Origin of the sequence: Lentzea sokolovensis (assembly GCF_033949975.1) — a bacterium.
In the GTDB taxonomy this organism is placed as follows: Bacteria; Actinomycetota; Actinomycetes; order Mycobacteriales; family Pseudonocardiaceae; genus Lentzea; species Lentzea sokolovensis.
This window is the reverse complement of record NZ_JAXAVU010000001.1, coordinates 741372-767101: the sequence shown is the minus strand read 5'-3', so window position 1 is coordinate 767101 and position 25730 is coordinate 741372. Positions and strand designations below refer to the sequence as shown.

Here is a 25730-nt window from a genome sequence, read left to right as displayed (position 1 = left end):
GATGACCGCGAGCCTGCCGGACCCCGAGGTGCCCTGTCCCAGGGCGGCAGTCTTCTCCGGAAGAAGACCTAGTGTTCGAAAGCACCGGCACTCCAGGAGAACACCTAGAACTGGCACGTATCGATTTGATGGGGATGCGTTCGCCTGCGACGCTCGGTGCCTCCTGGCGAGAGGTACATCATCATGACCGGGATGTCTGACAACGGCATGACCAAGGCGAGGCTCGCGGGCCTGATCGAGCGGGACGACCAGTGGGCCACCTTGGAGACGTTGCTGACGGACTCCCTGTCAGGATCTGGAAGGGTCGCTCTGCTCACCGGCCCTGTCGCGTCGGGGAAGACCGAGCTGCTGCACGCGTTCGGTGAGGCCTCCGGCGCTGGGTTCGTCAAGGCCACCTGCTCGGCGTTCGAGCGCGACCTGCCGTTCGGCGTGGCGAGCCAGATCTTCCACCCCCTGGACGCGCCGGACGAGGTCGGCGAACTGCTCGACGCCGCCGCCCGGAGCGCTGAGGGGCCGACCGCACGCCAGTTGCACGCGTTGTGCCTGGCGTTGCTGGATCTCACGGCCGAGACGCCACTGGTGATCGGCATCGACGACGTGCAGCACGCCGACTCGTCGTCGCTGCACTGGCTGCTGTACCTGATCCGCCGCATCGGCCAGGCGAAAGTGCTGCTGATGCTCAGCGAGACCGCCTCACCGCGTGCCGCGCACACCGCCCTGCACACCGAGTTGTTGCGCCACCCGCACTGCCGCGACGTCCAGCTGGCGCCGCTGGGATCGTTGGGCGAGTTGTTCGAGGCGTCCGCGCACGCCGCGGACGCGATGGCGTTGTCCGGCGGGAATCCTTTGCTGGTGCGGTCGTTGCTCGACGATCAACGGCTGTGCAAGCCGCGCGACGACGGCGGTCTGGTGATCGGCCCCAGCTACCGGCGAGCGCTGGTCAGCTGCCTGCATCGCAGCGACCACCACGTGCTGCCCGTCGCGCGGGCGCTGGCCGTGACGGGGGAGCAGGCGACGCACGAGTCGCTGGGGCGGCTGGCTCGCACCGACACCGACACCGTGGCGTCCGCGCTGGACGTGATGAACGAGGCCGGGCTGCTGTGCGACGGCTGGTTCCGCGACCCGGCAGCGCGAGGTGCCGTGCTGGACGATCTGTCCACTCAGGACCGCAAGGAGATGTACCTCGGGGCGGCCCTGCTGCTGCACGACGAGGGCGCGCCCGCCACCGAGGTCGCTCCCTACCTGGTGATGGCCGACCACTCCGAGAACCCGTGGATGGTGCCGGTGTTCGTGGAGGCCGCCGAACACGCCCTGCGCGACGAACAGATCGACACGGCGTTGCGCTACCTGGAACTGGCCCATCGGGCGTGCGTCGAGGTGCACGGACGTGCGGCGATCGCGGCGAAGCTGGTGCGGGTGGAGTGGCGGGTCAACCCGTCCGCGGCCGGCAGGAGGCTCGGCACGGTGGTGCCGGCGATGCGGGCCGGGCAGCTCTCCGACCGGGACGTCACGTCGCTGGTGCAGCCGATGCTGTGGAACTGCCAGGTCGACGAGGCCACCGAGGCGATGGACCGGGTCCGGCGCACCACCACGTCGAGCAACGGCCTGCGCGCCATGGAACTGTGGCTCGCCTGCTCGCACCCGACCCTGGCCCGCCGGGCGACGTCCACCCCGGAGGCCGTGAAGACCCGGACGGTGAGCCTGACCTCCGGCCCGATGCTGAAGGCCGTCACCGCGCTCGCGAACGTGCTGACGTACGGCAACAACGACGCTTCGGCCACCGACGCCGAGCACGTGCTGCAGGCCGCGCGGCCGTCCGACAGCGGCTGGTGGGGCCCGGAGTCGGCGATGCTGGCGTTGCAGGCCCTGGTCTACGCGGACCGGCTCGACGTGGCGGCGCAGTGGTGCGACAAGCTCCTGGACGAGGCGCGGACCAAGAACCTCGCGGTCGCGCGCGCCTTCTTCTCCTGCGTACGTGCCGAGGTGTCGCTGCGGCGCGGCGACCTGACCACCGCTTTCGAGCACGCCCAGAACGCCCTGGACCTCATGCCCGCCGGCGGATGGGGCGTGGCGCTGGGCATGCCGCTGGGGATCCTCATCAACGCGGCCACCAAGATGGGACGGCACGAGGACGCGGCGTCGTTCCTGGAACAGCCGGTGCCCGAGGCAATGTTCCAGTCGCGGTACGGGTTGCACTACCTGTACGCGCGCGGCCACCACTACCTGGCGACGTCCCGGCACTACGCGGCGCTCGCGGACTTCCTGTCCTGCGGCGAGCTGATGACGTCCTGGGGTGTGGATCAGCCGGGCGTGGTGCCGTGGCGGACGTCGGCCGCGGAGGCGTGGCTGCTGCACGGGGCGAACCGGGACGAGGCCAAGCGGCTGATCAACGAGCAGCTCGCCCGGCTGGGCCCGGACGCCTCGCGCACCCGAGGCGTGGCGTTGCGGTTGCTGGCCGCCACCAACCAGCCGCACAACCGGCCACAGTTGTTGCAGGACGCCGTGGTGATCCTGGAGGAGTACGGGGACCAGTACGAGCTGGCCCGCGCTCTGGCCGATCTGTCCAAGGCACATCAGGCTTTGCGGGAACACCGGCGCGCGTGGACCGTGGCCCGGCGGGCGTGGCACGTGGCGAACGTCTGCGACGCTGCCGAGTTGTGCGAGGAGTTGCTGCCTTCGCGGGGGAAGGCCGACGGCGAGGACGCGCCGGCCGAGGAGAAGCCGGCCGATCCGATCGCCACGCTGACGGACGCGGAACGGCGGGTGGCCGCGCTGGCCGCCGTGGGGTACACGAACCGGGAGATCGCGTCGAAGCTCTACATCACGCCGTCGACGATCGAGCAGCACCTGACGCGGGTGTACAGGAAGCTGAACGTCAAGTACCGCAAGGATCTCCCGGCGGATCTGCACTCGTACCTGCCCAGCACGGCTTGATCCTCCACTGAGGACGCCACGCTTTCACTCGATCGTGTTCACGCTGACCCGTTATCAAAACGTGATCTTGCGGTAGTGTCGAACACATGAGCGAACCGGACCCGTGCCTCCTCTCGACTGACGAGCTGCTCAGCAGCGTCGTCAGCGAGGTCGTGGAGATCAGGGTTCGTGAGCACGCGGTGCTGCGGAAGCTCGCTGAGCTGGACCGTCGCGGCGCCGCCGAGGAACTCGGTTACAAGGACCTGCCGCAGGTGTTGCGGCACGCGGTCCGCTGGGATCTGAAGACCGCCCGGCAATGGCTCGCGAACGCGCACGCCCTGAGCCACGACATCACCCCGACGGGCAGCAGGCTGGAGCCGGATCTCCCGGTGACCGCCGCCGCGGTCGCGGAGGGCACGCTGTCGGCCGACCACATCTCCGCCGTCGCCGAGGTGATGAAGAAGCTTCCCGCCGCGGCCGAAGCCCCGGTGGTGGAGTTCGCGCAGGCCCACGAGCCGAGCGCGGTCCGCTCCTTCGGCAAGGAACTGGCCTACCGCCTGTACCAGGACGACCCGGAGCCCCGCGACACCGAGCCCGCACCGCCGACGAACCAGCACGTGATGCGCTGGAAGGGCGAATGCCTGGAGATCTGGGCGAAGCTCGACAAGATCACCGGCGCGAAGTACGAGGCCCTGCTCGACCCATTGGCCAAGCCGCGCCCGGAAACGCCAGAGGAAGGCCCGGACCTCCGCACGCGCTCCGAACGCGAGGGCGACGCCCTGGCCGAGCTCGTCGACCTGATGCTGCGCGCCGACCAGCTGCCCGAACACGGCGGCGAACCGGTCAGCCTCACCCTGACGATGCGCTACGAGGACCTGGTGAGCCAGGCAGGTCAGGCGATGCTCGACAACCGCGAGCGCATCCCGGCCGCCGAAGCCCGTCAGCTCGCGTGCAACGCCGGCATCATCCCGCTGGTCCTGGGCGAACGCTCCCAGCCGATGGACATCGGCCGCAAGGCACGCACGTTCCCCGCCGCGATCCGCCGAGTGCTGGTGGCCCGCGACCAGGGCTGCGCCTTCCCCGGCTGCGAGCGCCCGCCGAAACACTGCGACGCCCACCACGTCCGGTTCTGGTCCAACGGAGGCGGCACCTCCGTCGACAACGCCGTGCTGCTGTGCCGCAACCACCACCGCCTGATCCACCACAGCGAGTGGGAGATCAGGATGGTGCACGGCCTGCCGCGCTTCTACCCGCCGGGCTGGCTGGATCCGGACCGCGCGGCCCGCCGCAACGTGCTCCACGCCTTCGAGGGTGATGAGCCCAAGACGAGACGCACCGACAGTCTGGGCACGCTGACGCCCAGTTGGGTCTTGCCACAACCGCGTCCTCAACCGGCTCCGGCCTTGGTCTAGCGCACCAGTGGCAGCTGCGCCTTCAGGTCGTTCACCAGCGCGGGCAGGTCAGCCCGGTCCGCTGCGAACCCGAACACGTAGTAGTCCGGCCGCACCAGCGCCGCCACCTTCTTGTACCCGGCCAGCCAAGGCAGGTAGAGGCGCTCGACGTCCACGACCTCGTGCGCACGAACGATCTTGGGCGGAATCCCGGCCGGCATCACCCGCACCAGGTGCGTTCCCAGTGACTTCAGGAACTCCAGCTCGTCCTCGCCCAGCGCCTCGTACGGGTCGAGCGTCGTGATCAGCTGCCACCCGCGTCCGACGACGTCGTCGAACCGGTCCCGCTGGGTTCCCCGCGCCACCACGCCCTGGGGCGACAGTTCGCCGTGCGGCAGGGTGATGTCCGGAGTGCGCCGGACGATGCCGTCCTCCAGCGCGTAGGCGGACGGCGCGAGGTCCACGCCCTCGGGCTTGGCCTGCATGGCGATCAGGAACGCGTCCCGCCGGGCCGCGGCCACCGGGTCGAGCTCCGACACGATCTTGCCCACCTCGATGGACATCTCGATCGTGTGCCGCACCTGCAGGGCACGCTCGGCCTGGTACGCGTCGAGCAGAGAGTCAGAGGCCAGGTCCCGCAGCACCAGGTCGAGCTTCCACGCCAGGTTCACCGAGTCGCGGATGCCGGAGCACATGCCCTGACCGGCGAACGGCGGCATCAGGTGCGCGGAGTCCCCGGCCAGCAGCATCCTGCCGTTGCGCCACTTGTCCGCCATCGCCGCCTGGAACGTGTAGACGATGTTGCGCGTCAGGTCGGCGTTCGCGGGGGTCACGTCATAGGGCGCCAGAAGCTCCCACATGCGCTCCACAGTGGACATCTCTTCGATCGACTCGCCGGGCAGCCGCATGAACTCCCAGCGCCGGTGCCCGCGCCCGGACGCGACGATCGTCGTCGGCCGGGCCGGGTCGCACACCTGCACGTCGTTCGGCCGGAACGCGCGCTTCTCGTGGAAGACGACGTCGACCAGCAGCCAGTCGTGCTTGAAGTTCAGGTCGATCATCCGCGAGCCCATGACGTCGCGGACGAAGCTGTTGGCGCCATCGCATCCGATGACGTAGGACGCCGTGACGTCACCCTCGTGGTCAGGGCCGGGCGCGGTGATCGACACGTGCGAGCCGTGGTCCTCGACCGCCTCCACCTTGTGCCCGAACAACGTCGTGATGTTCGGCAAGGTCAGCACGTGTTCGCGCAGCGCCCGTTCGAACGTCGGCTGGTGCATCACGGTCGCGATCGGCCAGCCGTCGCGGCCGGGCTCGTACGGTGCTTCGAAGCTGAACAGCTCGCGGCCCTCGGCGTTCTGGAACATGTACTGCCCCAGGGGTTCGCCGAGCTCCATCAGGTCGGCGCCGATGCCGGCCGAGGCGAACGAGCGGGCGGTCTCGCCGTCGAACGCGACGACGCGCGGGAACGGGTACTGGCCGCGGTACTTCTCCAGCAGGACGACCCGCCATCCCCTGTGCGCGAGGAGGATGGACAGAACGAGGCCGACCGGGCCGCAGCCGACTACCGCGACGTCGGCGGTGTGTGACTTCATCAGTTTCCCTGTCTGCCTGGGGGAATCAGAACACCGAGTCGATCACTCCGAGCGCCTGTCCGGGGTTCAGCCGCGGGTCGCAGAGGGTCTCGTAGCGCGCGGAGAGAGCGTTCTCGTCGGAGACGGACCCGCCGACGCACTCCGTCACGTCCGTCGCGGCCACTTCCAGGTGCAAGCCGGCCGCGTGCGCGCCCTCGGTCTCGAGGATGTGCCGGAACGCCGTGGCCTCCTCGATGATATGGGTGACATGTCGAGTCTTTCGCCCAGATTCGGTGGTGACCGTGTTGCCGTGCATGGGGTCCGAGATCCAGACGACGGGGTGGCCGGCGCGTCGCACGGCGCGCACGATCGGCGGCAGGGCGACGTGGATGTCCTCGCGGCCCATGCGGACGATGAGCGTCAGGCGGCCGGGCGTGTGGTGCGGGTCGAGCAGCTGGCACAGGCGCACGACGGTCTCGGGGTCGGCGGTCGGGCCGACCTTCACGCCGATCGGGTTCGCGATCGCCGAGAACATGCTGACGTGCGCGTTCTCGAGCTGGCGGGTGCGCTCGCCGATCCACGGGAAGTGCGTCGAGGTGAGGAACTGCTCGCCGGTGCGCTCGTCCGTGCGAATGAGCGCGTTCTCGTAATCCAGCACCAATGCCTCGTGAGCCACCCACGGACCACCGGACAGTTCCTCGGCACTTCCCGACCAGTGGGCGCGCACTTCTCGGATGACGGCGGCCGATGCGTCGTAAGCCTGCAACATTCGTTCCGGGTCGTGCCTGCGGGCGAAAACGTCAGGCTCGAACGAATTGACCAGCTCACCGCGGAACGACGGCAGATCGACTCCGTCGATCGTTTCGAAGTTGCTCGAACGGGGCTTCGCGTACTGCCCGGCCATGCGTCCGAAACGAGCCACCTGCTGCCCGGTTCGTTCCGCCAGCCGGGACGCGATGCGGCCGATGTTGCGCACCTTTCCGGAAGTTGTCACCGGGTCGACGTCTGAAAACGATTCCGCGCAGTCGCCGAGCTGCAGGACACGCGCCTCACCGAGGGCGGCGAGACCCAGAGCGCGTTTCGCCTCGCGAATTTCGGAATGCGCGACCAGGGGGAGCGCGCCGGACAGTTCGGCCTCGATCAGGTCGTAGTCGGGGTGGTGGTGCCAGTGCGGCTGTTGCGTCGCCGGCAACGTCATCCACGGGGCCGCCGTCTGCGTCTGCGTGAACTCGGTCAGCTTCACCGTCTGAGGCATTGTTCTCGCTCCTGTATCTGGTTCGGCCGGACGAGTCAGGCGATGATGCCCTCGATCTCCACGAGGAGATCGGCGCGGCAGACGTCGACGTTCAGGTACTGGACGCGGGCGTTCGGGGAGAAACGCTCCTCGCACATCCTGCGGACCGCCGGGATGTCGGAACGGTGACGGACGTAGACCTTGATGTTGTCGAGGTTCAGCAAGGAATTGCCCTGCGTGATCTCGTAGTCCGCCAGGTTCTCATCGGAGATGAGGTGCTCGATGTTGTCCAGCGACAACCTCACCTGCGCCTCGATGTCGCCGTCGTGCAGGGTCTCGTGGCCGCGGATGCTAGCGGTGCCGGCCACGTAGATCTGCCCTGACCTGCGGTCGGTGTGCGTGCCGGCGAGGTAGGTGGCCCGCGCGAACTTGGGCGGGCGCGGGCCGTACTGCCGCGGGTAGTGGTAGGCGGCCATCTGCTTCGAGTTCTCCACCGACGTCAGCGCGGCGGAGCGGGAGGCGAGGAAGTAGAACGCGATCCCGCCGCCCTGCGACCCGATTCCGGTCGCGCTCGGGACCTCCTTGTCGCCGAAGTGGAAGAGTTCGAACGCCTCGGCGCGGCCCTTGCAGAAGTCCCGGTAGATCTCCAGGCCCTCGGCGTTGTCGCCGTTGATGTCGTTGAGGAAGTTCCACATGCGGAAGCAGTTCTTGTAGCCGAGGCCGTCCATCAGGTCGAGCGCGGCGACGTAGGCGGCGCGGGTGTCCTCGGTGTAGCGGCCCGTCGGTGCGATCCGCCCGGCGACGAGGAGGTACTCGCCGTCGTGGGCGTAAACGACGCCGTGGTGCTCGCCGGTCTCGACGGTGCCGGTGGTCGTCCACACCTCCGCGAATGCCTCGCCGAGGTCGCTCGCCATGTGCAGGTCGAGCGTGAGGAGGCCATTCTCGACGCGCGGGTCGGTGCACTCGGTCGTGTAGTTGACGACTCCGAGAACGTTTCCGGTGGCCGCTGCGTGGCTGACTTCGGTGAGGCCGGTGAACACCGAGCTGGGAAGGTTCACCGTCTGCTGCGCCTGAGTCATTGGAATGCCCCTCCGAGGAGTAGGTAAAGAATTTTGCGGAGTGGAGCCGAATTATTGTTTCCGGCTGCTCTTCCGGGCCGGTGATCAAAGATTAGCCACCGGCTGGGCTCAGCAAAACTCCTGCGCCAGGAGAAAGCACTTTCGGCCGGATGATAGGGGGATCGTAGGGGGGTGCTAGGGGATTTCCTACTTACCGGCTCGATGAGGCCGAGGCTAGCATCGCTCGAGGTGCAGGCCACGTCTCCAGCAAGCCGGTAAATAGGGAGCGACGTCGGGATGTTTCGAACCGAACTGATCCGGCCGTTGTCCGAACTGCTGCGCTACCACGCCGCGAACCAGCCGGAGAAGGTCGCGTTCGCGGACTCGCGCCGCGCGGTCACGTACGCGGACCTGGAACTGCGCACCCGGCGGCTCGGCGGGCATCTCGCCGGCCTGCGGTTGCAGCCGGGAGACCGGGCGCTGATCTTCCTGGGCAACAGCGTCGACATCATCGAGAGCTACCTGGGCGTCACCCGCGCGAACGCGGTCGCGGTGCCGTTCAACCCGCACTCCGCCGACGCCGAGCTCGCCTACGTGCTGGACGACAGCGGCGCCCGCGTCGTGATCACCGACTTCGCGCACCTGGACCAGGTCCGCAAGCTCCTGCCGGGCCGTCCGTACCTCCAGGTGGTGGTGAGCGGTGACGAGCCGCTGCCGCGTGGCGGTTCCGTTGTGTCGTACCAGGAACTGACCTCGACGGACCCGGCTGTTCCCGCGCGGGACGACCAGGGCCTCGACGATGTTGCGTTCATGCTCTACACCTCCGGTACTACCGGCAAACCGAAGGGCGTGCTGTCGACTCAGCGCAGCTGCCTGTGGTCGGTCGCCGCCTGCTACGCCCCGGTCATCGGCCTGAACCACGAGGACAAGGTGCTGTGGCCGTTGCCGCTGCACCACTCTCTCGCTCACGTGCTGTGCGTCGTCGGCGTCACGGCGGTCGGCGCTTCGGCCCGCGTCCTCGACGGGTTCGCCGCGGACGAGGTGCTGACCGCGCTGGAAGGTGACGACTACACGTTCCTGTGCGGTGTTCCCGCCATGTACCACCATCTTCTGGAAGTCGCGCGCACCCGCGAGGTCTCAGCGGGCACGGTGAAGCGCTGCCTGACCGCGGGTGCCGCGTGCCCGCCGGCGTTGCGCGTCGAGTTCGAGGCCCTGTTCGGTGTCGCTCTGCTCGACGGCTACGGCAGCACCGAGACGTGCGGCCTGATCGCGGTGAACTGGCCGCAGGGCACCAGGGTCCCGGGTTCGGTCGGCCTGCCGGTGCCGGGTCTCGCGGTGCGGCTGGTCGACCCGGACACCCATGTCGACGTCGACGTGGAGGCCGAGGGCGAGGTGTGGGTGCGCGGCCCGAGCCTGATGGCGGGCTACCACAACCAGCCGGAGGCGACGGCCCAGGCGATGCCGAACGGCTGGTACCGCACCGGCGACCTGGCCAAGCGCGACCTCTACGGCTACGTCACGATCACCGGCCGCGTCAAGGAGCTCATCATCCGCGGCGGCGAGAACATCCACCCCGGCGAGGTGGAGGAGGTCCTGCTCAAGGTCCCCGGTGTCGCCGACGCCGCGGTGGTCGGCAAGCCGCACGACATCCTCGGCGAGGTGCCGATCGCGTTCGTCGTGCCCGGCGGGCAGGGCCTCGACCCGGTGCGCCTGTACGACGCCTGCCGCGAGCAGCTGTCGAACTTCAAGGTGCCGGAGGAGCTGTACGAGATCGACCACATCCCGCGCACGACCTCGGGCAAGATCACCCGGCACGTGCTGCTCGACCGCCCGGCCCGGTTGCGGGCCGCGAGCGGCGGGCAGCACGAGTCGTTGCTGCGCATGGACTGGGCGCCGATGACGTCGGTCCGCACCGCCGGCCTGGAACTGGCGAAGCGCTGGGCGGTCGTCGGTCCGGACATGTTCGGGCTGACGGCGTCCCTGGCCTCGGCCGGTGTGCACGTGGCCACCTATCCCGACGCGGCCTCGCTGCACGTGTCCGTTGTGGACGGAGAGCCCGCACCGGACGTCGCGGTGTTGTGCTGCCCCGACGACATGGACACCGGCGGCAAGCTCACGACGGCGGCGCAGGAGGCGTTGCGCAAGGTCGGTGGCGTGTTGCGGACGTGGGTGAACGACGACTGGTTCGCGCACTCCCGCCTGGTCGTGCTGACGCGCGGCGCGGTCGCGGCCGGAGTCGAGGACGTGCGCGACCTCGTGCACGCGCCGGTGTGGGGGCTGCTGCGGTCGTTGCAGGTCGAGTTCCCGAACCGGTTCACGCTGATCGACATCGACGACCAGGCGCCGTCCATCAGCGTGCTGCCGCGCGCGGTCGCCGCCGACGAACCGCAGCTCGCGATCCGCTCGGGCATCGCGTTGATGCCGCGGCTGAAGCGAGTCTCGGCGTCGGTCGACAGCGACGAGGTGCTGCGCATCGACCCCAAGCGCACCGTGGTCGTGACCGGTGCGGACGGCACCATGGGTGCCGCGCTGACCCGGCACCTCGTCGCCGCGTACGGCGCGCGTCACCTGCTGCTGATCAGCCCGCGCGGCCGCGCCGACGAGGCGACGGCACAGCTGGAGTCGGAACTGTCCGCGCTGGGCGCGAAGGTCGCGGTCGCGGCCTGCGACGTGGCGGACCGCGCCGCGCTGGCCGAGGTGCTCGGCAAGCTCAAGCGACCGATCACCGCGGTCATCCACGGCGAGGGCGAGCATCCGGCGAAGCCGTCGGCGAACCTGCCGCGCTCGGACGTGTTCCGGTCCGTTGTGGATGGTGCGGTGAACCTGCACCAGCTCACCAAGAGCGGCGACGTCACCGCGTTCGTCATGCTCTGCACGGTCGCCGGCGCGCTGGGCCTGGTCGGGTCCGGCGAGCAGGCGGCGGCGAACTCGTTCCTCGACGCGTTGGCCCGCTACCGCCGCAAGCGCGAGCTGGCCGCGACGTTCCTCGCGGTCGGATCGACGGACGCGCCGACCACGGCGTCGCGGGTGGGCGAGCTGTCGGCGCACGAGTTCAGCGCGATGTTCGACGTCGCGACCTCGGCGGGGCTCGCGCAGGCCGTCATCATGCGGATCAACAGCGCGGCGCTGCGCGAGCAGACGTCGTCGACCGAGGTCCCGGCGTTGCTGCGCGGCCTGATCGACGTCTCCGCGCGGCTCGCCACCCCGGACGAGCGCGACCTCTCCGCTTTACGCCAGCGCCTGGTCGCGATGTCGCCGGAGGAGCAGGACATCTTCCTGCTCAACCTGGTGCGCACCGAGGTCGCGGGGGTGCTCGGCCTGACCGGTGCCGAGCGCGCCGAGGCGAAGAAGACTTTCCGCGAACTCGGCCTGACCTCGGTGACCGCGGTCGACCTGCGCAACAGACTGACCGCCGCGACCGGCCTGCACCTGTCCGCGCCGGTCGCGTTCGACTACCCGACCCCGACCGTGCTGGCCCGGCACCTGCGGGCGGAACTGCTGGGTGAACGGGCTTCCGTCGTGCCGCTGGAGATGGTGCGGTCGGCGCCGGACGAGCCGATCGCGATCGTCGGCATGGCCTGCCGCTATCCCGGCGGGGTGTCCTCACCGGAGGACCTGTGGCGGCTGGTGATGGCGGGCGGCGACGTCGTGTCGCCGTTCCCCGCCGACCGCAACTGGGACCTGGAGAAGCTGTTCGACGGCGCCTCGCACACGCGTTCAGGCGGCTTCCTGCACGACGCGGCCGACTTCGACGCCGAGTTCTTCGGGATCTCGCCGCGCGAGGCGCTGGCGATGGACCCGCAGCAGCGGCTGCTGCTCGAAGTCTCCTGGGAGGCCCTGGAACGCGCGGGCATCGACCCCGCGACGTTGCGCGGCACCAACGGCGGCGTGTTCGCGGGCGTGATGTACCACGACTACGGCGCCGGGCTGCTGGACGCGCCCGCCGGGACCGAGGGGTACTGGACGACCGGCACCGCGGGCAGCGTCGTGTCCGGCCGCGTCGCCTACACGCTGGGACTGCAGGGGCCGGCCGTCACCGTCGACACCGCGTGTTCGTCGTCCCTGGTCGCGTTGCACTGGGCCGCGCAGTCGCTGCGGTCGGGCGAGTCGTCGATCGCGCTGGCCGGTGGCGTGACGATCATGTCGACGCCGCAGACGTTCGTGGAGTTCTCCCGGCAGGGCGGGCTGTCGGCGGACGGCCGTTGCAAGGCCTTCTCCGACTCCGCCGACGGCACGGGCTGGTCCGAGGGCGCCGGACTCGTCGTGCTGGAACGGTTGTCCGATGCTCGCCGCCACGGTCACACGGTTCTCGCGGTGCTGCGCGGTTCGGCGATCAACCAGGACGGCGCGTCGAACGGGCTGACCGCGCCGAACGGCCCGTCGCAGCAGCGCGTGATCCGGCAAGCGCTTGCGTCCGCCGGTCTGTCCACTTCGGACGTGGACGCGGTGGAGGCGCACGGCACCGGCACGACCCTGGGTGACCCGATCGAGGCGCAGGCATTGCTGGCGACCTACGGCCAGGACCGGACTGGGCCCCATTCCTCCGGGCCGCTGTGGCTGGGATCGGTCAAGTCCAACATCGGCCACACCCAGGCCGCGGCGGGTGTCGCGGGCGTGATCAAGATGGTGATGGCGTTGCGGCACGGCACGTTGCCGCGCACCCTGCACGTGACCTCGCCGTCGACCCACGTGGAGTGGGGGAGTGGCCGCGTCGAGCTGCTGACCTCGGAGCAGCCGTGGCCGTCGGTGTCGCGGGAACGCCGGGCCGCCGTGTCCGGGTTCGGTGTCTCCGGCACGAACGCGCACGTGATCCTGGAGCAGGCGCCCGAGGTCGAGGTGACGCAGGAGGAGCCGTCGTCGGTGCTCTCGGTGGTGCCGTGGGTGGTGTCGGCCAAGAACGCCGTCGCGTTGGACGCGCAGCTGGAGCGGTTCCGGGCGGTGCAGGCTCCCGTGCTGGACGTCGCGGCGTCGCTGGTGTCGACGCGAACGCAGCTGGAGCACCGGGCTGTGGTCGTGGACGGCGTGGAGATCGCGCGCGGCGTGGCCACGGAGCGTCCGCTGGCGGTGCTGTTCTCCGGACAGGGTTCGCAGCGGCTCGGCATGGGACGCGAACTGTACGAGCGATTCCCCGTGTTCGCCGCGGCGTTCGACGCGGTGCTGGAGCACCTGGACGGCTCGCTGCGCGACGTCATGTGGGGCCACGACCTCGACGCGCTGAACGAGACCCGGTACACGCAGCCGGCGTTGTTCGCGATCGAGGTGGCGCTGTTCCGGTTCGCCCAGTCGTTCGGCGTGCGGCCGGACTTCGTGGGCGGGCACTCGATCGGCGAGATCGTCGCCGCGCACGTCGCGGGTGTGCTTTCCCTGGAGGACGCCTGCCGGCTGGTCGACGCGCGGTCGCGGCTGATGCAGGCGCTGCCGCCGGGCGGGGCGATGGTCGCGGTGCAGGCCACGGAGGAGGAACTGCTGCCGCTGCTGGGGTCCGAAGTGTCGATCGCGGCGGTGAACGGACCGCGCTCGGTCGTCATCGCGGGCACCGAGGACGGTGTCGAGGCGGTCGTGGCCCGGTTCGCCGATCGCAAGACTAAGCGTCTCCCGGTCAGCCATGCGTTTCACTCGCCCTTGATGAACCCGATGCTGGACGACTTCCGCGCGGTCGTCGAGGGCCTGTCGTTCTCCGAGCCGCAGATCCCGGTCGTGTCGAACGTGACCGGGCAGCTCGCCGTGCGCGAACAGCTGACCTCGCCGGAGTACTGGGTGCGGCACGTGCGTGAGGCCGTGCGGTTCTCCGACGGCGTGCGGGCGTTGGGGCGTCAAGGAGTCTCGGCGTTCCTGGAGCTCGGGCCCGATGGCGTGCTGTCGGCGCTGGTGGCGGAGATGACCGAGACGGGCGCGGTGCCGCTGGACACCGCTGTCGTGCCGATGCTGCGCCGCGAACGACCGGAGGAGGCGTCCGCGGTGTCGGCGTTGGCGCGCCTGCACGTCGTGGGTGTGCCGGTTGACTGGTCCGTGCTGTTCGAGGGCACCGGCGCGGTGCGCGTCGACCTGCCGACCTACGCGTTCCAGCGGTCTCGTTTCTGGCCGGAGCCCGAGGTCGCGGCCGGCGGGGCCGATCCGCTGGACGCGGCGTTCTGGCAGCTGGTGGAGAAAGACGAGCTGGCGTCCGTGCTGGAGCTGGATCCTGAGGTCGCGGCGGCGGTCGTGCCGGCTTTGTCGTCGTGGCGGACACGGCAGCGGTCGCAGTCCATTGTGGATTCTTGGCGGTTCCGGGAGTCGTGGACCCGGCTGTCGCTGTCCGGTGCCTTCTCCGGGGCCTGGCTGGTCGTCGTGCCGCCGGGGGAGCAGGACACCTGGACGCGGGACGTCGTGGAGATCCTCGGCGGTGTCGCCGTGCCGCTGGACAAGGTCTCGGGGCTGACCGGCCGGGAGTTCACGGGTGTCGTGTCGTTGCTCGGTGTCGCGGACGACTCGGGTGACGTGCCTTACCCGCTGTCCGGAACGTTGGAGCTGCTGACGGCTCTCGAAGGCATCGAAGCTCCGTTGTGGACGGTGACGCGCGGTGCCGTGTCGACCGGTCACGGGGACATCGTGACGTCGCCGGTGCAGGCCGCGTTGTGGGGCATGGGCCGGGTCGCCGCTCTGGAGATGCCGCGCCGGTGGGGTGGCTTGATCGACCTGCCGGGCGGCGTGGACAACCAGATCGCGCAGGGCCTGCAGGCCGCGCTGCGGAACTCGCTGGGCGAGGACCAGATCGCGGTGCGCGGCAACGGCGTGTTCGCCCGTCGCCTGGTGCCCGCGCCGCGTGGCGAGCACGGCGAGGACTGGGCGCCGTCCGGCACGGTCCTGATCACCGGCGGCACCGGAGCGCTCGGCGGGTTCGTTGCGCGCGCTGTCGCCGCGCGGGGTGCTTCGCGCATCGTGCTGACCTCGCGCCGGGGTTCACTCACTCCCGGGATCGAGCACCTGGTGGCGCAGCTCGAAGGCTATGGCGCCGAGGTCTCCGTCGAGGCCTGCGACGTCGCCGATCGTGCTGCCCTCGCGGAGTTGCTGGACGGTCTGCCCGATCTGACGGCGGTCGTGCACTGCGCCGGAATCGACAGCGGTGACGCACCTCTGCTGGAGTTGTCCGCCGACCAGCTCGGGGATCTACTGCGCGCCAAGATGGTGGCGGCGCGGAACCTGCACGAGCTGACCGGGAGCCTCGACGCGTTCGTGCTGTTCTCGTCGGGCGCGGCGGCGTGGGGCAGCGGCGGCCAGCCCGCCTACTCGGCCGCGAACGCCTACCTGGACGGGCTCGCACAGTTCCGGCGTGGCCAGGGCCTGGCGGCGACGTCCGTGCAGTGGGGCGCGTGGGCCGAGGCCGGCATGGCGACCGACCCGCACGCCTACGACCAGTTGCGCCGCCACGGCGTGCTGCCGATGGATCCCGAACTGGCGCTGACCGCGCTGGTGCAGGCGGTGTCGGACGGCGAGACCGTGCTGACCGTCACGAACACCGACTGGGCCCGGTTCGCGCCCGGCTTCACCGCGTCCCGCCCGTCGCCGCTGTTCTCGTCGATTCCCGAGGTCGTCGCGGCACTGGTGCCCGACGCCGACGTGACCGGCGCCGAGGTGGCGTTGCAGGAGAAACTCGCGGGCCTGTCCGAGGCCGATCGATCGCGCGTGCTGCTGGACCTGGTGCGCTCCGAGGCCGCCGCGGTGCTCGGCTACTCCGGCGTCGAGTCGATCCACGCTGAGAAGGCGTTCCGAGAGCAGGGTTTCGACTCGTTGACCGCCGTGGAGATGCGCGACCGCCTGAAGGCCGCGACGGGCCTGCCCGTGCCGTCGGCCCTGGTGTTCGACTACCCGACGCCGCGCCAGGTCGCCGAGCACCTGCTGACCGGCCTGTCCGCCGCGACGGACGGCTCGGCGCTGGCCGAGCTGACCAGGCTCGAAACCGCGGTGGCCTCGTCGTCCGCTGATCACGACGCGATCCGTGAGCGCCTGGAGAAACTGCTCGGGCGCCTGAAGAAGCCGGTGTCCACTTCGGACGACGACATCCGCAACGTCTCCGTCGAGGACCTCCTGAACATCATCGACGACGAGTTGCTCGACCTCTCGTAGAAGCAGTGTTTGCCCGCACGAAATGAGGACGGACCAGTGCAGGAAGAGCAGCAGGACAAGGTTGCCGACTACCTGAGGCGAGTCACGGTCGAGTTGCGCCGGTCTCGCGAACGCGTCCTCGAACTGGAGCAGAAGCACAGCGAGCCCATCGCGATCGTGGGCATGTCTTGCCGCTTCCCCGGCGGGGTGACCACACCCGAGCAGCTGTGGGAGGCCGTTGTCTCCGAACGGGATCTGGTCTCCCCGTTCCCGGCCGACCGCGGCTGGGACCTGTCCTCGTTGCGCGACCAGTCGCTGGCGCAGGAAGGCGGGTTCCTGACCGACCTGGCGTCGTTCGACGCCGGCTTCTTCGGCATCTCGCCGCGCGAGGCCCTGGGCATGGACCCGCAGCAGCGCATGATGCTGGAGCTGACGTGGGAGGCCCTGGAACGCGCGGGCCTGGACCCCGCGGCGTTGCGCGGCTCGCAGACCGGCGTCTTCGTGGGCACGAACGGCCAGGACTACGCGGACCTGGTGTCGGTGGACGGCGACGGGCACGCCTCCACCGGCCTCATCGCGTCCGTGCTGTCGGGCCGTCTCTCCTACACGTTCGGCTTCGAGGGTCCCGCGGTCTCCGTCGACACCGCCTGCTCCTCGTCTTCTGTCGCCATGCATCTCGCGATGCAGGCCTTGCGCGGCGGCGAGTGCTCGCTGGCACTGGCCGGCGGCGTGACGATCATGGCCACGCCGAGCTCGTTCATCGAGTTCACCCTGCAACGCGGCCTCGCCTCCGACGGCCGCTGCAAGGCCTTCTCCGACTCGGCCGACGGCGTCGGCTGGGCCGAGGGCGCCGGCGTGCTCGTGCTGGAGCGGCTGTCGGACGCCGTCGCCGCCGGGCACCACGTTCTGGCTCTGCTGCGCGGTTCGGCCGTCAACCAGGACGGTGCCTCCAACGGCCTGACCGCGCCCAACGGCCCGTCGCAGCAACGCGTGATCCGCGCCGCGCTGGCCTCCGCCGGTCTGACGCCCGCCGACGTCGACGCAGTGGAAGCGCACGGCACCGGCACCACCCTGGGCGACCCGATCGAGGCCGCCGCCCTGATCGCCACCTACGGCCAGGACCGCGCAGTCCCGCTCTACATCGGCTCCATCAAGTCCAACATCGGTCACACACAGGCGGCGGCGGGCGTCGCTTCGGTGATCAAGGTCGTGCAGGCGATGCGGCACGGCGTCCTGCCCCGCACCCTGCACATCACCGAGCCTTCGTCCCACGTCGACTGGACGGCGGGCTCGGTCTCTCTGCTGACCTCCGCCACCCCGTGGCCGTCCGTCGACCGGCCGCGCCGCATCGGCATCTCGTCGTTCGGCGTCTCGGGCACGAACTCACACCTGATCCTGGAAGCGCCGCCCGCCCCGGAACTGTCAGACCTGCCTGAGACGATAGAGATGGGGGCCGAAAGCCCCCTGGGGGCCAGCCACTCGGAATCGATTCCGAGCGTTCCGTGGCTCGTCTCGGCCAAGTCCGAGGAGGCGCTCACCGCTCAGATCGCCCGGCTGCGCGACGTCACCGCGGACGCGAAGGAGATCGGCCACGCCCTGTCTGCGCGGACGCTGTTCGAGCACCGCGCGGTCCTCCTCGACGGCGCTGAGATCGCGCGCGGCGTCGCCGGTGAGAAGCAGCTCGCGATGCTGTTCAGCGGCCAGGGTTCCCAGCGGCTCGGCATGGGCCGCGAGCTGTACGACGCGTTCCCGGCGTTCCGCAGCGCGTTCGACGAGGTCGCGCAGCACCTCGACGTGAGCGCGATGTGGGGTGACGACGCCGACGCCCTGAACCAGACCGGCATCGCGCAGCCCGCGATCTTCGCGCTGCAGGTCGCGCTCTACCACCTGCTTCAGGAGTTCGGGGTCAAGGCCGACCACGTCGCCGGCCACTCGATCGGCGAGATCGCCGCCGCGCACGTCGCGGGCGTGCTCAGCCTCGAAGACGCCTGCACCCTCGTTCAGGCCAGGGCCCGGCTCATGCAGGCCCTGCCCACCGGCGGCGTGATGATCGCGCTCCAGGCCACCGAAGCCGAGGTGACCCCGCACCTCACCGCAGGTGTGTCCGTTGCCGCGATCAACGGCCCGGACTCGCTCGTCATCGCCGGTGCGGAAGAAGAAGCCCGCGCGGTCGTCGCCCGGTTCGAGGACCGCAAGTCGAAGCAGCTCCAGGTCAGTCACGCGTTCCACTCGCCGCTGATGGACCCGATGCTGGACGACTTCCGCGCCGCCATCGCACACCTGACCTTCAACGCGCCCACCATCCCGGGCCTGGGCGACGTCGCGAACGCCGACTACTGGGTCCGCCACGTCCGCGCCGCGGTCCGATTCCACGACACCGTGCAGGCGCTGGGCGACAGGAGGTTCCTGGAGATCGGCCCCGACGGCGTGCTGTCCGCGCTGGTCGACGGCATCCCCTCGCTGCGCAAGGACCGCCCCGAAACCCAGACCCTGATCACCGCGCTCGCCCGCCTGCACGTCGCGGGCACCGACGTCGACTGGACGCCGTTCTACGAAGGCGCCGCCAGGATCGACCTGCCGACGTACGCGTTCCAGCGCCGGCGCTTCTGGCCGTCGACCGCGAAGAACGCCGACGCGTCCGGACTCGGTCTCACCGCCGTCTCCCACCCGCTGCTCGGCGCGGCGATGGAACTGGCCGACGGCCAGGGAGTCGTGTTCACCAGCAGGCTCTCGGCCACCACCCACCCGTGGCTCGCGGACCACGTCGTCGGTGGCCGAATCCTGTTCCCCGGCACCGCTTTCGTCGAACTCGCGTTGCGCGCCGGCGATGAACTCGGCCTCGACCGCCTGGACGAACTGACCCTCTCCGCGCCGCTCGTGCTCAACGACCCGGTGCAACTCCAGGTCGCGGTCGGCGCCCAGGACGCGACAGGACGCCGTTCCATCACCGTGTACTCACGGCTCGACCCGGACACACCGTGGCTCGAACACTGCACCGGCTACCTCACCTCTGGCACCGGGACCACTCTCGACACTTCGGCGTGGCCGCCGAAGGGAGCGGAACCCGTTTCCCTGGAAGGGTTCTACGAGCGTTTCGCGGACAAAGGCTTCGCGTACGGCCCGGCGTTCCAAGGCCTCCAGGCGGCCTGGCGAGTCGGCGACGACGTCTACGCCGAGGTCACCATCGCGGACGAGACCGACCGCTACGGCCTGCACCCCGCCCTGCTGGACGCCGCCCTGCACGCCGCCGACCTCAGCACGTCCGAGGGAGGCATGCCGTTCGCGTGGCAAGGTGTCTCGCTGCACGCGACCGGTGCTTCCGCGCTGCGCGTGCGGATCCGGACTCAGGGCGAGTCGTTCGCGATCACCGCGACGGATCCCCACGGCACTCCGGTCATCTCGATCGACTCGCTCGTCACCCGCCCGATCCCCGGCGATGACTCGGGAATCGCGCGCGAAGCCCTGTTCCACGTCGACTGGACCCCCGTCGCTCTCCCCAGCGAGACCGCTGCGGCAGAGGTCGAGCTCGTCGTCTCCGAGGGCTCCCCGATCGAGTCCGCGCACGCCCTGACGTCACGGGTGCTCGCGCGCCTGCAGCAGTGGATCGCCGATGAGCGGCAGGACCGCCTGGCGTTCGTCACGCGTCCGGGCGACCTGGGTGCGGCGGCAGTGTGGGGTCTGGTGCGGTCGGCGCAGACCGAACACCCCGGCCGTTTCGTGCTGGTGGAGTCGGACGGCGACGTTCCGGCAGAGGTCTTCGCGCTGGACGAACCGCAGATCCGGTTGCGCGGCAACGAGGTGTTCGTGCCGCGCCTGACCCGCCTGGCCCCGGCCGGCGGGTTCTCCTGGCAGGGCAAGGTTCTCATCACCGGCGGTACCGGCGGGCTCGGCCTGGTGATCGCCCGCCACCTCGTCGCCACGCACGGCGTTCGCGACCTGCTGCTCGTCTCGCGGCGGGGCGAGGCCGACGTCACGGAACTGGAAGCGCTGGGAGCACAGGTCACCGTCGAGGCGTGCGACGTCTCCGACCGCGCCGCCGTTGCCGATCTCTTGGCACGCCACGAGGTTCGGGCGATCGTGCACACCGCGGGCGTTCTCGACGACGGCACCGTGGAGTCTCTGACGCCCGACCGCGTCGGCACCGTGTTGCGGCCCAAGGTGGACGCCGCCTGGCATCTGCACGAGCTGGCCACGAACCTCGACGCCTTCGTCGTGTTCTCCTCGGTCGCGGGCACGATCGGCACGGCGGGCCAGGGCAACTACGCCGCCGCCAACGCGTTCCTCGACGGCCTCATTGAACACCGCCGCGCGAACGGCCTGCCCGGCACGTCGCTCGCGTGGGGCCCGTGGATCGCGGGCATGCTGTCCGGTGCCGACGCGGAACGCGTGGCACGCACCGGAATCCCCGGTCTCACCGTCGAGCAGGGCGTCGAGCTCTTCGACGCGGCCATGACCGCCGGCAACGCCGTCCCCGTGCGCCTCGACCTGCCCGTGTTGCGCGGACGAGGCGACATCCCGCCGATGCTGCGCGGCCTGATCAAGACCCGCCCGCGCCGGGTGGTCGCAGGCTCGGACACCGCCGTCTCGCTCACCGGCCGCCTGGCGTCGCTCGACGGCGCCGCACGCCTGGAAGCGTTGCTGGACCTCGTGCGCGGCCAGGTCGCCACCGTCCTCGGACACGCGGGCACCGACGAGATCGACCCCGGCCGCGCCTTCCAGTCACTGGGTTTCGACTCGCTCACCGCCGTCGAACTCCGCAACCAGCTCACCGCCGTCACGGGCCTGCGCCTGCCCGCGACCCTGATCTTCGACTACCCGAACGCCGGTGTCCTCGCCTCCTACCTGCGCGACGAACTCTTCGGCGCTGACACGGTCGTTCGGCCGGCACAGGCGCGTTCCGCGGTCTCCGACGACCCGATCGTGATCGTCGGCATGGCCTGCCGCTACCCCGGAGGCGTGTCGTCGCCGGAAGACCTGTGGCGCCTGGTGGTCGACGGCGTCGACGCCGTCACCGACATGCCGTCCAACCGCGGCTGGGACGTCGACGCGCTCTACCACCCGGACCCCGACCACATCGGCACCTCCTACACCCGCTCCGGCGGCTTCCTGCACGACGCACCGCTGTTCGACCCGGCGTTCTTCGGCATGTCCCCGCGCGAAGCCCTCGCGACCGACTCGCAGCAGCGCCTGCTGCTCGAAACCGCCTGGGAATCCCTGGAACGCGCCGGCATCGACCCGGTTTCCCTGCGCGGCAGTGCGACCGGCGTGTTCGCGGGCGTCATGTACACGGACTACTCGGTCGTGATCAGCGGCAGCGAGTTCGAGGGCTACCAGAGCATGGGCAGCGCCGGAACGTTCGCGTCCGGCCGCGTCTCCTACACCTTCGGCTTCGAGGGCCCGGCCGTCACGGTCGACACCGCCTGCTCTTCTTCTTTGGTGGCACTGCATCTGGCCTCGCAGGCCCTGCGGAACGGCGAGTGCGCCCTCGCTCTCGCCGGCGGCGTCACGGTGATGTCGACCCCGTCCACGTTCATCGAGTTCTCCCGCCAGCGCGGCCTGTCCGCCGACGGCCGCTGCAAGTCCTTCTCCGACACCGCGGACGGCGTGGGCTGGTCCGAGGGTGTTGGTCTCCTCGTCCTGGAGCGCCAGTCCGACGCCATCCGCAACGGCCACACCGTCCTCGCCGTCGTGCGAGGCTCGGCCATCAACCAGGACGGCGCCTCGAACGGCCTGACCGCCCCCAACGGCCCCTCCCAGCAACGCGTCATCCGCTCGGCCCTCGCCTCCGCGGGCCTGTCGGTCGCCGACGTCGACGTGGTCGAAGCCCACGGCACCGGCACGACCCTGGGCGACCCGATCGAGGCCCAGGCACTCCTCGCCACCTACGGCCAGGACCGCGCCGAACCCCTCCTGCTCGGCTCCATCAAGTCGAACATCGGCCACTCCCAGGCCGCCGCGGGTGTCGCGGGCGTGATCAAGATGGTGCACGCGATGCGCCACGGCCTCGTTCCCGCGACCCTGCACGCGGACGAGCCCTCCACCCACGTGGACTGGGAAGCCGGTGACATCACCCTGGTCACGACATCCACCGAGTGGCCGGCCGCCTCACGCCCGCGCCGCGCCGGCGTCTCGTCGTTCGGCGTCTCCGGCACGAATGCTCACGTGATCTTGGAGTCGCCGAGCGCGCCAGAACTGTCAGACCTGCCTGAGATGATTGAGATGGGGGCTCGCGGCCCCCTGGGGGCCGGGCAATCCGAATCGATTCCGCGGAGTGGCGCGGTGCCGTGGTTGCTCTCGGCGAAGTCCGCGGCATCGCTGGACGGGCAGATCGACCGGGTGCTGGCGCTGCAGGGCGATGCGCGGGACATCGGGTACTCGCTCGCGCTGAAGACGACCTTCGACCATCGGGCTGTGGTGCTCGGTGGGCAGGTCGTCGCCCGGGGAGCGGTGAGTGGAAAGCCGCTCGCGTTCGTCTTCTCCGGGCAGGGTTCACAGCGGCTGGGCATGGGCCGCGAGTTGTACGAGACGTTCCCCGCGTTCGCGCGTGCGCTGGACGAGGTGTTGGAGCATCTCCGAGGCGTCCGCGAGGTCATGTGGGGCGACGACGCCGAGGCGCTGAACCAGACCGGGTGTGCGCAGCCCGCGATCTTCGCGGTCGAGGTGGCGCTGTACCGGTTGCTGGAGTCGTTCGGCGTGCGGCCCGGTCAGGTCGCCGGGCATTCGATCGGTGAGATCGCCGCCGCGCACGTCGCCGGAGTGCTCAGCCTTGAGGACGCGGCGAAGCTGGTTCAGACACGGGCCGCTCTCATGCAGGCGTTGCCGGTCGGCGGCGCGATGGTGTCGGTGATCGCGTCCGAAGAGGAAGTGCGCGCTCAGCTGACGGACGGAGTGTCCATTGCCGCCGTCAACGGACCGCGCTCTGTGGTCATCGCCGGCAATGAGGCAGAGGTTCTGGCTCTCGCGGAGCGGTGGAAGAACAAGCGTCTGAACGTCAGCCACGCGTTCCACTCGCCGCTCATGGAGCCGATGCTGGACGACTTCCGCGAGGCGATCAGTGGGCTGACGTTCCACGAGCCTGTTGTCGGAATGTCGACATCCGGCGATGTCACGACGGTCGAGTACTGGGTGGACCACGTCCGCAGCACCGTTCGTTTCCACGACAACGTCACGCGGTTGGGTGACGTCACGCTGGTCGAGGTCGGGCCGGATGCGCAGTTGACGGCGATGGTTGACGGGTTGATTCCGACGTTGACGCGGGTCAAGTCCGATGTTGAGTCAATGTTGACTGCACTCGGTCATGTACACGTCAACGGAATCAATGTTGATTGGGCGCAGCTGTACACCGGCGGTCGACGGGTCGACGTGCCGACGTACGCGTTCGAGCACCAGTCGTACTGGCCCGAGAACACCGCGAAGTCCGACGTCAGGTCGGCCGGCCTCGGCGCGGTGGAGCACCCGCTGCTCGGCGCGGCGGTCGAGCTCGCGGGTGGCGCGGGCTACCTGTTCACGGCACGGCTGTCACGCCGGTCCTGGCTCGCCGACCACACCGTGCACGGCGCGGTGCTCGTGCCGGGCGCGGCGCTGGTCGAGCTGGCGGTGCGGGCGGCCGACGAGGTCGGGCTGGATCGAGTCGAGGAGCTCACGCTGGCCGCGCCGCTGGTGCTGCCGGAGAGCGGTGGCGTCCAGGTTCAGCTGATCGTGGGCGTCGAGGAGAACGGCCGCCGGTCGATCACCGTCTACTCGCGGGCCGAGGCCGCGGTGGACGAACCGTGGACGGAGCACGCCACCGGTGTGCTCGGGTCCGGCGGGACCGTCGCCGAGGTCGGCGAATGGCCGCCGCGCGCGGAGGCGATCGACGTCGCGGACGCCTACGAGCGGTTCGCGGAGAACGGGTTCGAGTACGGGCCCGCGTTCCAGGGGCTGCGGGCGGCGTGGCGGACCGGCGACACCGTGTTCGCCGAGGTCGCGGTGCCCGAGGGTGTGTCGGCGAATGGCTTCGGGCTGCACCCCGCGCTGCTCGATTCGGCGTTGCACGCCGCGTTGCTCGTGGACGACGGCGCTGGACTCCCGTTCTCGTGGGAGGGCGTCCAGTTGCACGCGACGGGCGCGACGGCGTTGCGCGTGAAGCTGACCCGCGACGGCGACAGTCTCGCCATCGCGCTCGCCGACACCACCGGCGCACCGGTCGCGTCGGTGGACGCGCTCGTGGTGCGCGCCGTCTCGGCCGAGCAGCTCAGCACGACCGACCGCGACTCGCTGTTCCAGCTGGACTGGGTCGAGGTCGGCCTGCCCGCCGAACCCGCCGCGGACGTCGTGGTGGAGCACGTGGTCGCCGAGGGCGAGGTCGTCCAGGCCACGCACGCGCTCGTGGCGCAGGCGCTGGCGCGGCTGCAGGAGTGGATCGCCACCGAACGTCCCGAGAAGCTCGTTTTCGTCGCCGGCAAGGGATGCCTGGCAGGCGCGGCGGTGCGAGGCCTCGTGCGGTCGGCGCAGACCGAGCATCCCGGCCGGTTCGGCATCATCGACACCGACTCCGGCGAACTCGTCGCACGGGCGTCGGGGATCGACGAGCCCGAGCTGATCATCCGCGACGGCGTGGTCAAGGCGGCCAGGCTCGCGCGAGCGGCCGGTGTGCGGAGCGACGTCACCTGGCAGGGGCCGGTGCTGATCACCGGCGGCACCGGTGGACTGGGCGGCATCATCGCGAAACACCTTGTCGCACAAGGCGTCGAGGACCTGGTGCTGGTCAGCCGACGCGGCGAGAAGCCCGCATGGGTCACCGAACTGGACGCGCGCGTCACCGTCGCGAAGTGCGATGTGTCGGACCGCAAGGCCGTGCAGAAGCTGCTGAAGAAGCACCCGGTTCGCTCGATCGTGCACGCCGCCGGCGTGCTGGACGACGGCGTGATCGAGTCGCTCACGCCGGAGCGTCTCGCGACCGTGCTCAAGCCCAAGGTCGACGCCGCGTGGCACCTGCACGAGTTGGCGGGCGACCTGGACAGGTTCGTGCTGTTCTCGTCCGTCGCCGGAACGCTCGGCAGTGCGGGCCAGGGCAACTACGCGGCGGCCAACGCGTTCCTCGACGCGCTCGCCGAACACCGGCCGAACACCATCTCCCTCGCCTGGGGTGCCTGGGAAGGCGGCATGGCCGGGCAGCTGTCCGAAGTGGACGTCGAACGCATGCGTCGCGCCGGCATGCCACCGATCTCGGTGGAGCAGGGCGTAGAGCTTTTCGACACGGCCGTCGCGCACGGAGCCGGAACGCTGGCACCGTTCCGGCTCGACCTCGCCGTGCTGCGAGCCAAGGGCGAGGTGGCGCCGGTGCTGCGCGGCCTGGTCCGGACGCGCTCGAAGCGTTCGGTCGCGGGCTCGGACACCGCGGTCACCCTCGTCTCACGGCTTTCCCCGCTCTCCGAGACCGACCGGCTCGAAGCGCTGCTCGACGTCGTCCGCGTGGAGGTCGCCGGGGTTCTCGGCC

7 protein-coding genes (1 of these 7 only partly in view) are annotated in these 25730 nt (G+C 70.2%); 4 read left to right on the top strand and 3 right to left on the bottom strand.

Annotated features, from left to right (window positions below; genetic code table 11):
- Positions 1 to 183: 183 nt before the first annotated feature.
- Both SK854_RS03330 and SK854_RS03325 read left to right on the top strand, forming a co-directional pair.
- Complete coding sequence (locus tag SK854_RS03330) at positions 184 to 2934, top strand: helix-turn-helix transcriptional regulator (protein ID WP_319973440.1); 2751 nt, start codon at positions 184 to 186, stop codon at positions 2932 to 2934.
- 86 nt (positions 2935 to 3020) lie between these two features.
- Positions 3021 to 4325, top strand: a complete 1305-nt coding sequence (locus SK854_RS03325; protein ID WP_319973439.1) for an HNH endonuclease signature motif containing protein — start codon at positions 3021 to 3023, stop codon at positions 4323 to 4325.
- Here the strand turns inward: SK854_RS03325 and mhpA are convergent.
- The 3 genes from mhpA to SK854_RS03310 are packed head-to-tail and all read right to left on the bottom strand — an operon-like array spanning position 4322 to position 8191.
- Complete coding sequence (gene mhpA, locus SK854_RS03320; protein ID WP_319973438.1) at positions 4322 to 5899, bottom strand: bifunctional 3-(3-hydroxy-phenyl)propionate/3-hydroxycinnamic acid hydroxylase MhpA; 1578 nt, start codon at positions 5897 to 5899, stop codon at positions 4322 to 4324. The two genes, SK854_RS03325 and mhpA, sit on opposite strands and share 4 nt — an antisense overlap.
- Before the next feature lie 25 nt (positions 5900 to 5924).
- Positions 5925 to 7133, bottom strand: coding sequence for a 3-deoxy-7-phosphoheptulonate synthase (locus SK854_RS03315; RefSeq protein WP_319973437.1), 1209 nt, complete (start codon positions 7131 to 7133; stop codon positions 5925 to 5927).
- 35 nt (positions 7134 to 7168) lie between these two features.
- Positions 7169 to 8191, bottom strand: a complete 1023-nt coding sequence (locus tag SK854_RS03310; RefSeq protein ID WP_319973436.1) for an FkbO/Hyg5 family chorismatase — start codon at positions 8189 to 8191, stop codon at positions 7169 to 7171.
- Between the two features lie 276 nt (positions 8192 to 8467).
- Between SK854_RS03310 and SK854_RS03305 the strand changes: the two genes are divergently transcribed.
- On the top strand, positions 8468 to 16273 hold the full coding sequence (locus SK854_RS03305; protein WP_319973435.1) for a type I polyketide synthase: 7806 nt from the start codon (positions 8468 to 8470) through the stop codon (positions 16271 to 16273).
- 36 nt (positions 16274 to 16309) lie between these two features.
- A protein-coding gene (locus SK854_RS03300; protein WP_319973434.1) for a type I polyketide synthase crosses the window boundary here: on the top strand, positions 16310 to 25730 show its 5' end (the start). Its footprint extends 17900 nt past the window's final position; 9421 of the gene's 27321 nt are visible here — the first part of the coding sequence; its start codon is at positions 16310 to 16312; its stop codon lies beyond the right edge, outside the window.

Bases quoted from the DNA above. Each gene is read 5' to 3' on its own strand.
- SK854_RS03330 (WP_319973440.1), top strand. From the start codon at position 184: ATGACCGGGATGTCTGACAACGGCATGACCAAGGCGAGGCTCGCGGGC.
- SK854_RS03325 (WP_319973439.1), top strand. From the start codon at position 3,021: ATGAGCGAACCGGACCCGTGCCTCCTCTCGACTGACGAGCTGCTCAGC.
- mhpA (WP_319973438.1), bottom strand. From the start codon at position 5,899: ATGAAGTCACACACCGCCGACGTCGCGGTAGTCGGCTGCGGCCCGGTC.
- SK854_RS03315 (WP_319973437.1), bottom strand. From the start codon at position 7,133: ATGCCTCAGACGGTGAAGCTGACCGAGTTCACGCAGACGCAGACGGCG.
- SK854_RS03310 (WP_319973436.1), bottom strand. From the start codon at position 8,191: ATGACTCAGGCGCAGCAGACGGTGAACCTTCCCAGCTCGGTGTTCACC.
- SK854_RS03305 (WP_319973435.1), top strand. From the start codon at position 8,468: ATGTTTCGAACCGAACTGATCCGGCCGTTGTCCGAACTGCTGCGCTAC.